Source organism: Arthrobacter woluwensis, assembly GCF_900105345.1.
Taxonomy (GTDB): Bacteria; Actinomycetota; Actinomycetes; order Actinomycetales; family Micrococcaceae; genus Arthrobacter_E; species Arthrobacter_E woluwensis.
Genome location: NZ_FNSN01000003.1, coordinates 193,407 through 206,779 on the forward strand (window position 1 = coordinate 193,407; position 13,373 = coordinate 206,779).

General features: G+C 59.1%; 5 protein-coding genes and 4 rRNA genes. 1 reads left to right on the forward strand and 8 read right to left on the reverse strand.

Annotation, left to right across the window (positions count from 1 at the left end; translation table 11 throughout):
* Positions 1–82: 82 nt before the first annotated feature.
* The 6 genes from BLV63_RS01535 to BLV63_RS01560 all read right to left on the reverse strand — a co-directional run bounded on the left by BLV63_RS01535 (position 83) and on the right by BLV63_RS01560 (position 8,702).
* Positions 83–3,209: ribosomal RNA gene (locus BLV63_RS01535) — 23S ribosomal RNA — on the reverse strand.
* Positions 3,210–3,739: 530 nt separating this feature from the next.
* A 16S ribosomal RNA gene (locus tag BLV63_RS01540) occupies positions 3,740–5,264 on the reverse strand.
* Together the 16S and 23S rRNA genes form the textbook arrangement of a ribosomal RNA operon.
* Positions 5,265–5,678: 414 nt before the next feature.
* The gene (locus BLV63_RS01545) at positions 5,679–6,311 is read right to left on the reverse strand and encodes a class I SAM-dependent methyltransferase (protein ID WP_066217546.1); all 633 of its coding nucleotides are present in this window, start codon (positions 6,309–6,311) and stop codon (positions 5,679–5,681) included.
* A gap of 95 nt (positions 6,312–6,406) precedes the next feature.
* Positions 6,407–6,691 (reverse strand): HU family DNA-binding protein, encoded by a 285-nt coding sequence (locus BLV63_RS01550; RefSeq protein WP_066217548.1) that lies wholly within the window; start codon positions 6,689–6,691, stop codon positions 6,407–6,409.
* A gap of 196 nt (positions 6,692–6,887) precedes the next feature.
* A complete protein-coding gene (locus tag BLV63_RS01555) occupies positions 6,888–7,754 on the reverse strand; it encodes a 3-hydroxyacyl-CoA dehydrogenase family protein (RefSeq protein WP_066217551.1) in 867 nt (288 codons plus the stop codon).
* Positions 7,755–7,763: 9 nt separating this feature from the next.
* Entirely contained in the window at positions 7,764–8,702 is a 939-nt protein-coding gene (locus BLV63_RS01560; RefSeq protein ID WP_066217553.1) for an SMP-30/gluconolactonase/LRE family protein, read from the reverse strand.
* Between the two features lie 132 nt (positions 8,703–8,834).
* Between BLV63_RS01560 and BLV63_RS01565 the strand changes: the two genes are divergently transcribed.
* Entirely contained in the window at positions 8,835–9,731 is an 897-nt protein-coding gene (locus BLV63_RS01565) for a phosphotransferase (protein WP_254780426.1), read from the forward strand.
* Between the two features lie 127 nt (positions 9,732–9,858).
* On the opposite strand, the gene rrf is transcribed toward BLV63_RS01565, so the two are convergent.
* Both rrf and BLV63_RS01575 read right to left on the reverse strand, forming a co-directional pair.
* Positions 9,859–9,975: ribosomal RNA gene (gene rrf / locus BLV63_RS01570) — 5S ribosomal RNA — on the reverse strand.
* Positions 9,976–10,196: 221 nt separating this feature from the next.
* Positions 10,197–13,323, reverse strand: a 23S ribosomal RNA gene (locus BLV63_RS01575).
* Between the last annotated feature and the right edge of the window lie 50 nt (positions 13,324–13,373).

A 13,373-nucleotide genomic window follows, 5' to 3' on the forward strand; every position in this document is an offset into this window, starting at 1 on the left:
AAACTGGTGGGTTTGTTGTTTGGGGACCGCATGGTGGACGCGTAGCACAGTTCTTTCACCCACACCCGGGGGGGTGTGGTGTGTGGTCAGGTTGTCGGCTTATTAGTACCGGTCAGCTTCACAGGTCGTTAGTCCCTGCTTCCACGTCCGGCCTATCAACCCAGTGGTCTGCTGGGAGCCTCTCGACCCCGAAGGGTCATGGAAATCTTATCTTGAAGCGGGCTTCCCGCTTAGATGCTTTCAGCGGTTATCCCATCCGAACGTAGCCAATCAGCGGTGCACTTGGCAGTACAACTGACACACCAGAGGTTCGTCCGTCCCGGTCCTCTCGTACTAAGGACAGCCCTTCTCAAATTTCCTGCGCGCGCAGCGGATAGGGACCGAACTGTCTCACGACGTTCTAAACCCAGCTCGCGTACCGCTTTAATGGGCGAACAGCCCAACCCTTGGGACCTACTCCAGCCCCAGGATGCGACGAGCCGACATCGAGGTGCCAAACCATGCCGTCGATATGGACTCTTGGGCAAGATCAGCCTGTTATCCCCGAGGTACCTTTTATCCGTTGAGCGACGGCCATTCCACAATGTACCGCCGGATCACTAGTCCCGACTTTCGTCCCTGCTCGAGATGTCTCTCTCACAGTCAAGCTCCCTTGTGCACTTACACTCGACACCTGATTGCCAACCAGGCTGAGGGAACCTTTGGGCGCCTCCGTTACTTTTTAGGAGGCAACCGCCCCAGTTAAACTACCCATCAGGCACTGTCCCTGACCCAGATCATGGGCCGAAGTTAGATGTCCAAAGTGACCAGAGTGGTATTTCAACGATGACTCCACGAACACTGGCGTGTCCGCTTCACAGTCTCCCACCTATCCTACACAAGCCACTCCGAACACCAATACCAAACTATAGTAAAGGTCTCGGGGTCTTTCCGTCCTGCTGCGCGTAACGAGCATCTTTACTCGTAGTGCAATTTCGCCGAGTTCATGGTTGAGACAGTAGGGAAGTCGTTACTCCATTCGTGCAGGTCGGAACTTACCCGACAAGGAATTTCGCTACCTTAGGATGGTTATAGTTACCACCGCCGTTTACTGGGGCTTAAATTCCCGGCTTCACACCAAAGTGTTGACCGGTCCTCTTAACCTTCCAGCACCGGGCAGGAGTCAGTCCGTATACATCGTCTTGCGACTTCGCACGGACCTGTGTTTTTAGTAAACAGTCGCTTCCCCCTGGTCTCTGCGGCCCTTATCCGCTCCGAGGAGCAAGTCCTCTTCACAGTCCGGGCCCCCCTTCTCCCGAAGTTACGGGGGCATTTTGCCGAGTTCCTTAACCATGATTCTCTCGATCGCCTTAGTATTCTCTACCTGATCACCTGTGTCGGTTTCGGGTACGGGCGGCTGGAACCTCGCGTCGATGCTTTTCTCGGCAGCATAGGATCACTGAATCCCCCACAAGGTGGGGTCCCATCACGTCTCAGCCTTCATGTTCCCCGGATTTGCCTAGGGAACGGCCTACCTGCTTAGACCGGGACTACCATCGCCCGGCTCAGCTACCTTCCTGCGTCACACCTGTTAATACGCTTACCTCCCCCGATCAGTTCCCAGCCTCACCACACACCACTTGCCCGAAGGCTCCTGGAGGCGGATTGGGTGGTTAGTATCCCGGGCTCAGTATGGGCGGTTCTTCGCCGGTACGGGAATATCAACCCGTTGTCCATCGACTACGCCTGTCGGCCTCGCCTTAGGTCCCGACTCACCCAGGGCAGATTAGCTTGACCCTGGAACCCTTGATCATCCGGCGGACGGGTTTCTCACCCGTCTTTCGCTACTCATGCCTGCATTCTCACTCGTGTGGTCTCCACCACTGGTTTACACCGCGGCTTCACCGTCCACACGACGCTCCCCTACCACTCCAGACGACTGAACCACGAAGGCTTGTCTACTATCTGAAATCCACGACTTCGGCGGTGTACTTGAGCCCCGCTACATTGTCGGCGCGGAATCACTTGACCAGTGAGCTATTACGCACTCTTTCAAGGGTGGCTGCTTCTAAGCCAACCTCCTGGTTGTCTAAGCAACTCCACATCCTTTCCCACTTAGCACACGCTTAGGGGCCTTAGTCGGTGGTCTGGGCTGTTTCCCTCTCGACCATGAAGCTTATCCCCCACGGTCTCACTGCTGCGCTCTCACTTACCGGCATTCGGAGTTTGGCTGACGTCAGTAACCTTGTAGGGCCCATCGGCCATCCAGTAGCTCTACCTCCGGCAAGAAACACGCAACGCTGCACCTAAATGCATTTCGGGGAGAACCAGCTATCACGAAGTTTGATTGGCCTTTCACCCCTACCCACAGCTCATCCCCTCCATTTTCAACTGAAGTGGGTTCGGTCCTCCACGACGTCTTACCGTCGCTTCAACCTGGCCATGGGTAGATCACTTCGCTTCGGGTCTAGATCACGCCACTCAAACGCCCTATTCAGACTCGCTTTCGCTACGGCTTCCCCACACGGGTTAACCTCGCGACGTAACACTAACTCGCAGGCTCATTCTTCAAAAGGCACGCCATCACAGGTACAAGCCTGCTCTGACGGATTGTAGGCACACGGTTTCAGGTACTATTTCACTCCCCTCCCGGGGTACTTTTCACCTTTCCCTCACGGTACTGGTCCGCTATCGGTCATTAGGTAGTATTTAGGCTTATCAGGTGGTCCTGACAGATTCACACGGGATTTCTCGGGCCCCGTGCTACTCGGGAATCATCCCTCGAGCGGTGCATCAACGCGACAATTACGGGACTCTCACCCTCTATGGTCGACCATCCCAGGCCGTTCATCTACGCCAGCACATTCACACCCGACCAGGTCAGTGACCCTGGTACGGAACAACCCCACAACCCCGACCATGCAACGCCCACTGGCTATCACACATGGACCGGTTTAGCCTGATCCGCTTTCGCTCGCCACTACTCACGGAATCACATGTTGTTTTCTCTTCCTGCGGGTACTGAGATGTTTCACTTCCCCGCGTTCCCTCCACACAGCCTATGCGTTCAGCTGCGGGTGACTACCCATAACAGGCAGCCGGGTTTCCCCATTCGGACATCCTGGGATCAAAGTTCGGTTATCAACTCCCCCAGGCTTTTCGCAGATTCCCACGTCCTTCATCGGCTCCTAATGCCAAGGCATTCACCGTGCGCCCTTAAAAACTTGGCCACACAAAAACCAAGACAAACACCACAACCCACACAACCCCCCAAAAGGAGGCCACCCAGGCCATGACGCTCGCCTTATAAGATGCTCGCGTCCACTATGCAGTTCTCAAACAACAACCCCACACCCCCATCCAACACACCCAACCGGGCACGCCTTCCAGAAGCAGGGCAACCAAACGAAACAACAACCACCACACACCCCCAAAGGAGACATGCGACGGGCCTGTTGCTTCAGGACCCAACAGTGTGTCAACAACCCCTGCACCACCACAACACCACACCCGTTCCAACCAACCGTCACCGGCCGGCGTACTAAAACGCAGCATCACAGCACCCGTACAGGAACCGCACCCCCAGCCGGCAAGCCCCCTTGTTTCACAGGAACCCACCAACCATCACGAGGATGTGTTTTTTCGATATTCCACCCATGAGCACCACACCCCAGGAACGAACGCCCTGGCAGGCGGGTTCTACACTCAACCACCACCACAACCCATGCAGGAAGCGGCCATGATCTCGTTTGCTCCTTAGAAAGGAGGTGATCCAGCCGCACCTTCCGGTACGGCTACCTTGTTACGACTTAGTCCCAATCGCCAGTCCCACCTTCGACAGCTCCCTCCCACAAGGGGTTAGGCCACCGGCTTCGGGTGTTACCAACTTTCGTGACTTGACGGGCGGTGTGTACAAGGCCCGGGAACGTATTCACCGCAGCGTTGCTGATCTGCGATTACTAGCGACTCCAACTTCATGGGGTCGAGTTGCAGACCCCAATCCGAACTGAGACCGGCTTTTTGGGATTAGCTCCACCTCACAGTATCGCAACCCTTTGTACCGGCCATTGTAGCATGCGTGAAGCCCAAGACATAAGGGGCATGATGATTTGACGTCGTCCCCACCTTCCTCCGAGTTGACCCCGGCAGTCTCCCATGAGTCCCCGCCATTACGCGCTGGCAACATGGAACGAGGGTTGCGCTCGTTGCGGGACTTAACCCAACATCTCACGACACGAGCTGACGACAACCATGCACCACCTGTGAACCAGCCCCGAAGGGAAACACCATCTCTGATGCGATCCAGTCCATGTCAAGCCTTGGTAAGGTTCTTCGCGTTGCATCGAATTAATCCGCATGCTCCGCCGCTTGTGCGGGCCCCCGTCAATTCCTTTGAGTTTTAGCCTTGCGGCCGTACTCCCCAGGCGGGGCACTTAATGCGTTAGCTACGGCGCGGAAAACGTGGAATGTCCCCCACACCTAGTGCCCAACGTTTACGGCATGGACTACCAGGGTATCTAATCCTGTTCGCTCCCCATGCTTTCGCTCCTCAGCGTCAGTTAATGCCCAGAGACCTGCCTTCGCCATCGGTGTTCCTCCTGATATCTGCGCATTTCACCGCTACACCAGGAATTCCAGTCTCCCCTACATCACTCAAGTCTGCCCGTACCCACTGCAGAACCAGGGTTGAGCCCTGGCCTTTCACAGCAGACGCGACAAACCGCCTACGAGCTCTTTACGCCCAATAATTCCGGATAACGCTTGCGCCCTACGTATTACCGCGGCTGCTGGCACGTAGTTAGCCGGCGCTTCTTCTGCAGGTACCGTCACTTTCGCTTCTTCCCTACTGAAAGAGGTTTACAACCCGAAGGCCGTCATCCCTCACGCGGCGTCGCTGCATCAGGCTTTCGCCCATTGTGCAATATTCCCCACTGCTGCCTCCCGTAGGAGTCTGGGCCGTGTCTCAGTCCCAGTGTGGCCGGTCACCCTCTCAGGCCGGCTACCCGTCGTCGCCTTGGTGAGCCATTACCTCACCAACAAGCTGATAGGCCGCGAGTCCATCCAAAACCACAAAAGCTTTCCACCACCAACCCATGCGGGCAATGGTCGTATCCGGTATTAGACCCAGTTTCCCAGGCTTATCCCAGAGTCAAGGGCAGGTTACTCACGTGTTACTCACCCGTTCGCCACTAATCCACCCAGCAAGCTAGGCTTCATCGTTCGACTTGCATGTGTTAAGCACGCCGCCAGCGTTCATCCTGAGCCAGGATCAAACTCTCCAAAAAGAAATTCAAAACCCAGCAAACACCAATCCACCACAGGGGCGGTGAAATCAGTGATTACCAAAAAAACATTGGTATCAAAAAAACATGACACACTATTGAGTTCTCAAACAACAGACTGCTCTGCGATACTCACCGGAGCAATTCCTCCAGGCTTTCCCGCCGCAACCCTTCAATCCTAACCCATCAGCTTTCCCTTTCGCAAATCCGCTCCCCGGCCGGATAAACCATCCAACCAGAATTCGAATTCACAAAAACAAACACCAAAGGCACCACAAAAAAGCACCCGAAAATGGTGAATGAAATCAAAGGAATGAGAATCGAAGACCGCCACCAGAACCAGCACAACCGGCCCGGCAACCCGATCTACTCTACACACTTCTGGAGGACTCCGCAAGCCCTGCCCCAGACGGTGCCTCAGGGCACCCTGACGGCCTCGCAATGACCCAGTGCCCGCTGCGTTCCGCTGGCGCCCCGTACCGTGGCGCCCCTCGGCCTGAACCCCGCGAGGACCAGCTGTTCCTCGACCCATTCACCCGGCCACGACCACGCCGGCGCCACCTGATGCGCAAAGGGCAGCGGTTCGTCACCTTCACCCGCGAAGAAGCCGATCAGGATTCTTCCTCCGGGAGCGAGCACACGATGCACCTCGGCGAGGACAGCGCGCACGTCCACAGGATCGAGATGAATGAGCGAGAACCATGCCAGCACCCCCGCCCACGAGCCGTCCCTCGACGGGAGCCTGCGGACATCGGCCGACTGGAAGGACAGGGCCGGGTACAGGCGTCGTGCGTGCTCCAGGAACTCCGCCGAGAGATCGACGCCCGCGACCTCCACCCCTCGCCGCGCCAGGGCCGCAGTCCAGTGCCCCGGTCCGCAGCCGGCGTCGAGCACAGGACCGTCGCACGTCGCGGCCCACGCCGTGATCGTCTCCAGATCCCGAGGGTCCGCGAGCTCCTCGTCCCCGAAGAGCTCGATGTACAGGCCGGCCACCGCGTCATAGGACGCCGCGACGACCTCACCGTCGGTTCGTGCTTCGTTTCTCCGCATCGCGCTTTCCTCCTCCGTGACGACGTCACCAGGTGCCCGGGCTTAAACAGCTGAGGGCACCGGCGGATGCCGGTGCCCTCAGGAAGCGAAGGAGCTTACTTCTTGGAAGCAGCAGCCTTCAGCTTGGAGCCTGCGGTCAGCTTGACGCTGTGGCCGGCCGGGATCTGAATGGTCTCGCCGGTCTGCGGGTTGCGGCCGGTGCGAGCAGCACGGTCGGTGCGCTCAACGGCGAGCCAGCCCGGGATGGTGATCTTCTCGCCGGCGGCGACGGAAGCTTCGAAAACCTCGAACAGGGCATCCAGCACGTTGTTGACGGAAGCCTGGCTGACGTCAGCCTTCTTGGCAACTTCGGCGACGACGTCGCTACGGTTCTTAGCCATGGGTGTCCTCCTGGACGTATCGACTACTTGGAATTACCACGCGGTTCGCGCGGGAACCACTGTTCTGAAACTTACCAGTCCTGACGGCCCAGAGTCGCAAATCCCGCGTGTTTTCGGTGTTTTTTGCTCGATCTCACCCGGTTTCCGGTCCAAATCAGACACATCCGGGCGTGGGGGACCCCCGTCCGGCGGTGTCTCAGGAGTCGTAGCGGTAGAAGCCCTCGCCGGTCTTGCGGCCCAGTTTGCCCGCCTCCACGTACTCACGCAGGAGGGTCCGCGGCCCCTCCGCCAGGTGCGGGTTCTCCTGCGCGTAGTGCTCCTCGATGTCGAGGACCACGTCCAGACCCACTCCGTCCATCATCTGGAACGGGCCCACGGGCATGTGCCAGTTGAGCCGGAACATCGCGTCCACATCCTCGGGGCGGGCCACGCCCTCGGCCACCACGGCGAGGGATTCGCGCTTGATCGCGGCCCATACCCGGTTGAAGATGAACCCCGTGCTCTCCTTGCGGGCCTCGAACGGGTGCACGTCGAACTCCGGCAGCACCCTCAGAAGGGTGTCGAGCACGGCACGGTCGGTCTCGCCGTCGGACATCACGTCGGCCGCATTGGACGCGGGTGGCATGTAGAAGTGCAGATTGCAGAATCGCGACTTGTCCCGGATCCGCTCATCCATCAGACGTGAGGCGTACGAGGAGGAGTTCGTGGCGAAGATCGCGTCGTCCGGCGCGAGCCGGTCCACTTCTCCCCAGAGCGGAATTTTGATCTCGAGTCGTTCCGGAACCGCTTCGATGACCAGCCAGGCGTCCTCGAGCGCGTCCGCCAGGCCGTTGGCGGCCACGACGGTGCCCGCTTCACCGGAGCCGCGTTCGGACAGGACTCCGGGCAGGGTCTCGGCGACGTACTGCACGGCGGCTTCCGCCACTGCCTGCTGGGGATCGGAGATCCGGACGGTTCCGCCGCGGGAAGCCATCATCAAGGCGATCCTGCGGCCCAGGGTGCCCCCGCCGATGACCGTGACGGGACGGTTGCGGATCTGATCGAAAGTGAAGTCGTATGCCATGAGTGGTCCTCAGTCCTGCTGTTCGTGAGTGCTGTTCAGGCCGGCCAGGCCTGAGAGTGGGGTGCCGAGATCCGCGACCACGCGCGGCGCGGCTGCCTCCCCGGCGGGGTGGAGCTCGACGGCGACGATGCGACCGCCCAGCTCGGAGACGTACGCGACGCCCGCGTCGCCGTCGATCGCCAGGCCGATAGCCTCTCGGAAGCCCCGCGCGAGGATCTCGGGCTCGGCGCCCTTCGCTCCGGGCGCCGGCAACGGCGCCCGGTTGAGGGTGTTGCCGGCCGGTTCGGCGCCGCGGTCGGTCCAGTAGAGGAATCCGTCATGGATCTCCAGGTCGATCGGTTCCGGCAGGTCCTGCCAGAGAAGCTCGAGGTCGCTGCGCGACCGGACGTCCTCGCCCTCCGCCAGAGTGAGGCCCGCACGGAAAATCCGGCCGTGTCCACCCTTCGCGGGGCCCTTCTGGGTCCAGTACAAGGAACCGGCTTCCACATCGACCGCCACCCCGACGCACTCCTGGTCCTTGGACCCGTCCGGCGCGTTGATCACCAGGTCCTGCAGATCCGAACCGTCGGTGCGGGCAGAGGAGATCCGGCATCCCTCGCGATCGCTCCAGTAGAGGCGACCCGCGCCGTCGGCGCACAGCTGCTTGCCGGTGGTGATCCCACCGGGCTCGACGACGGCGAAAGAACGTCCGTCCGCCAGTGCGGCCCCACTGATCCCACCATTGCGGCTGCCGTAGTCGAGGCCTTCCTCGCCGCTGAGGCCCGGGACCACCGATGGAACGCCCATGGTCGTCCAATACACGGTGTCTCCGTCGATCGCGATGCCGTCCGGACAGGGACCGGCCTCCTTCACGAAGGTGGAGAAGGTTTCCTGGCCGGGGACGGACGTGAGAGGAATCCTGATGACGTCTCCCGCCGCGAGGCGTAGGACGAGGAGCGAGTCGAACATGTCGACCTCCATCACTAGTTGCGCTATGCACCATAGCTTACGCCTCTTTTGTTGCGCAGTGCAACAGTTGAGAGGGCGGACGTATCGTGGTTGGCTGACGAAGGGAGGCCGCTCCCGCCGCGTTGAGGAGGGATGTCCGTGATGATGCATGAGAACCAGCTCGTCCTCAGCGAGGAGGACGCCGCGTTCCTCATCGCCCAGCGGTTTCCGGAGTATCGCGGTCACGTCATTCGCCGGCTCGACACCTCCGGGACGGTCAACGCGATCTTCCGCGTCGGAGAGGAGGCGGCAGCCCGCTTCCCGCTGCTGGCTCATGATGTGAACGGCCCTGACCCGACGCCGGCGCATGAGGCGAGTGCCATGGAGGAGTTCCTCCAGGCGTCGCCCTTCCCCGGTCCACGCCCTCTCGGCATCGCGGAACCGTCGGTGACCTGCCCCAGCGGGTGGAGCCTGCAGAGCTGGCTCCCGGGCGTCACCCCCTCGCCGCACAGCCATGAGAGCTCGGACGGCTTCGCCGAAGACCTCGCGGATCTCATCACCGCGCTGAGACTCCACTCCACCGGCGGGAGAACCTTCGCCGGGACGGGACGAGGCGGTGTCCTGCAAGAACACGACGGATGGGTCGAAGAATGCCTCCGGCAGAGCCACGGATTGCTGGACGTCGGGCCGCTCAGGAAGCTATGGGAGCACTTCCGTACCCTGTCGCCGGCCGGCGCCGACGTGATGAACCACGGGGACCTGATTCCGGCGAATATTCTGGTCGACGGCGAACGCCTGAGCGGAGTCCTCGACACCGGCGGATTCGGCCCGGCCGATCCCGCACTCGACCTGGTCGCTGCCTGGCACCTGCTGGATGAACGACGACGCCGGCGCTTACGTGAGCGGCTCGGCGTCGGCGACGAGGAGTGGGAGCGAGGAGCGGGCTGGGCTTTCGAGCAGGCGATCGGCCTCGTCTGGTACTACCGGGAGTCGAATCCGTCGATGGCCGAGCTCGGTCGGTCCACGTTGGGGCGGCTTGTGGGGTGGTAGTTGGTGGCGTGCTGGGATGCCGGTTAAAGGCGAACAGCCCCCGTGCTCGTGTTGGTGGTGGGGGCTGTTTTGTTGGTGGTGCAGTGATGGCCCGGGCGTCGTTGCTCGGGCCATCCTGGGTGGTTGTGTCCGGCGGTGTCCTACTCTCCCACACCCTCGCGAGTGCAGTACCATCGGCGCTGTGGGTCTTAGCTTCCGGGTTCGGAATGGGACCGGGCGTTTCCCCCACGCTATGACCGCCGTAACTCTTTCAAACTCCCCACCAGGGGGTGGGGGTTGGTTTGTAAGGGTCACTGGATCGTTTCCGTGACACGCAACACCAACCAGTGGATCCCTTGTGGGGGTGGTGGTGTTGCTTATTCAATTATCTGGTTCCCTCGGGTCAAACTGGTGGGTTTGTTGTTTGGGGACCGCATGGTGGACGCGTAGCACAGTTCTTTCACCCACACCCGGGGGGTGTGGTGTGTGGTCAGGTTGTCGGCTTATTAGTACCGGTCAGCTTCACAGGTCGTTAGTCCCTGCTTCCACGTCCGGCCTATCAACCCAGTGGTCTGCTGGGAGCCTCTCGACCCCGAAGGGTCATGGAAATCTTATCTTGAAGCGGGCTTCCCGCTTAGATGCTTTCAGCGGTTATCCCATCCGAACGTAGCCAATCAGCGGTGCACTTGGCAGTACAACTGACACACCAGAGGTTCGTCCGTCCCGGTCCTCTCGTACTAAGGACAGCCCTTCTCAAATTTCCTGCGCGCGCAGCGGATAGGGACCGAACTGTCTCACGACGTTCTAAACCCAGCTCGCGTACCGCTTTAATGGGCGAACAGCCCAACCCTTGGGACCTACTCCAGCCCCAGGATGCGACGAGCCGACATCGAGGTGCCAAACCATGCCGTCGATATGGACTCTTGGGCAAGATCAGCCTGTTATCCCCGAGGTACCTTTTATCCGTTGAGCGACGGCCATTCCACAATGTACCGCCGGATCACTAGTCCCGACTTTCGTCCCTGCTCGAGATGTCTCTCTCACAGTCAAGCTCCCTTGTGCACTTACACTCGACACCTGATTGCCAACCAGGCTGAGGGAACCTTTGGGCGCCTCCGTTACTTTTTAGGAGGCAACCGCCCCAGTTAAACTACCCATCAGGCACTGTCCCTGACCCAGATCATGGGCCGAAGTTAGATGTCCAAAGTGACCAGAGTGGTATTTCAACGATGACTCCACGAACACTGGCGTGTCCGCTTCACAGTCTCCCACCTATCCTACACAAGCCACTCCGAACACCAATACCAAACTATAGTAAAGGTCTCGGGGTCTTTCCGTCCTGCTGCGCGTAACGAGCATCTTTACTCGTAGTGCAATTTCGCCGAGTTCATGGTTGAGACAGTAGGGAAGTCGTTACTCCATTCGTGCAGGTCGGAACTTACCCGACAAGGAATTTCGCTACCTTAGGATGGTTATAGTTACCACCGCCGTTTACTGGGGCTTAAATTCCCGGCTTCACACCAAAGTGTTGACCGGTCCTCTTAACCTTCCAGCACCGGGCAGGAGTCAGTCCGTATACATCGTCTTGCGACTTCGCACGGACCTGTGTTTTTAGTAAACAGTCGCTTCCCCCTGGTCTCTGCGGCCCTTATCCGCTCCGAGGAGCAAGTCCTCTTCACAGTCCGGGCCCCCCTTCTCCCGAAGTTACGGGGGCATTTTGCCGAGTTCCTTAACCATGATTCTCTCGATCGCCTTAGTATTCTCTACCTGATCACCTGTGTCGGTTTCGGGTACGGGCGGCTGGAACCTCGCGTCGATGCTTTTCTCGGCAGCATAGGATCACTGAATCCCCCACAAGGTGGGGTCCCATCACGTCTCAGCCTTCATGTTCCCCGGATTTGCCTAGGGAACGGCCTACCTGCTTAGACCGGGACTACCATCGCCCGGCTCAGCTACCTTCCTGCGTCACACCTGTTAATACGCTTACCTCCCCCGATCAGTTCCCAGCCTCACCACACACCACTTGCCCGAAGGCTCCTGGAGGCGGATTGGGTGGTTAGTATCCCGGGCTCAGTATGGGCGGTTCTTCGCCGGTACGGGAATATCAACCCGTTGTCCATCGACTACGCCTGTCGGCCTCGCCTTAGGTCCCGACTCACCCAGGGCAGATTAGCTTGACCCTGGAACCCTTGATCATCCGGCGGACGGGTTTCTCACCCGTCTTTCGCTACTCATGCCTGCATTCTCACTCGTGTGGTCTCCACCACTGGTTTACACCGCGGCTTCACCGTCCACACGACGCTCCCCTACCACTCCAGACGACTGAACCACGAAGGCTTGTCTACTATCTGAAATCCACGACTTCGGCGGTGTACTTGAGCCCCGCTACATTGTCGGCGCGGAATCACTTGACCAGTGAGCTATTACGCACTCTTTCAAGGGTGGCTGCTTCTAAGCCAACCTCCTGGTTGTCTAAGCAACTCCACATCCTTTCCCACTTAGCACACGCTTAGGGGCCTTAGTCGGTGGTCTGGGCTGTTTCCCTCTCGACCATGAAGCTTATCCCCCACGGTCTCACTGCTGCGCTCTCACTTACCGGCATTCGGAGTTTGGCTGACGTCAGTAACCTTGTAGGGCCCATCGGCCATCCAGTAGCTCTACCTCCGGCAAGAAACACGCAACGCTGCACCTAAATGCATTTCGGGGAGAACCAGCTATCACGAAGTTTGATTGGCCTTTCACCCCTACCCACAGCTCATCCCCTCCATTTTCAACTGAAGTGGGTTCGGTCCTCCACGACGTCTTACCGTCGCTTCAACCTGGCCATGGGTAGATCACTTCGCTTCGGGTCTAGATCACGCCACTCAAACGCCCTATTCAGACTCGCTTTCGCTACGGCTTCCCCACACGGGTTAACCTCGCGACGTAACACTAACTCGCAGGCTCATTCTTCAAAAGGCACGCCATCACAGGTACAAGCCTGCTCTGACGGATTGTAGGCACACGGTTTCAGGTACTATTTCACTCCCCTCCCGGGGTACTTTTCACCTTTCCCTCACGGTACTGGTCCGCTATCGGTCATTAGGTAGTATTTAGGCTTATCAGGTGGTCCTGACAGATTCACACGGGATTTCTCGGGCCCCGTGCTACTCGGGAATCATCCCTCGAGCGGTGCATCAACGCGACAATTACGGGACTCTCACCCTCTATGGTCGACCATCCCAGGCCGTTCATCTACGCCAGCACATTCACACCCGACCAGGTCAGTGACCCTGGTACGGAACAACCCCACAACCCCGACCATGCAACGCCCACTGGCTATCACACATGGACCGGTTTAGCCTGATCCGCTTTCGCTCGCCACTACTCACGGAATCACATGTTGTTTTCTCTTCCTGCGGGTACTGAGATGTTTCACTTCCCCGCGTTCCCTCCACACAGCCTATGCGTTCAGCTGCGGGTGACTACCCATAACAGGCAGCCGGGTTTCCCCATTCGGACATCCTGGGATCAAAGTTCGGTTATCAACTCCCCCAGGCTTTTCGCAGATTCCCACGTCCTTCATCGGCTCCTAATGCCAAGGCATTCACCGTGCGCCCTTAAAAACTTGGCCACACAAAAACCAAGACAAACACCACAACCCACACAACCCCCCAAAAGGAG

Excerpts from the sequence above, each read along its gene's own strand:
- BLV63_RS01565 (WP_254780426.1), top strand. The coding sequence starts at position 8,835 with ATGTCCGTGATGATGCATGAGAACCAGCTCGTCCTCAGCGAGGAGGAC.
- BLV63_RS01560 (WP_066217553.1), bottom strand. The coding sequence starts at position 8,702 with ATGTTCGACTCGCTCCTCGTCCTACGCCTCGCGGCGGGAGACGTCATC.
- BLV63_RS01555 (WP_066217551.1), bottom strand. The coding sequence starts at position 7,754 with ATGGCATACGACTTCACTTTCGATCAGATCCGCAACCGTCCCGTCACG.
- BLV63_RS01545 (WP_066217546.1), bottom strand. The coding sequence starts at position 6,311 with ATGCGGAGAAACGAAGCACGAACCGACGGTGAGGTCGTCGCGGCGTCC.
- BLV63_RS01550 (WP_066217548.1), bottom strand. The coding sequence starts at position 6,691 with ATGGCTAAGAACCGTAGCGACGTCGTCGCCGAAGTTGCCAAGAAGGCT.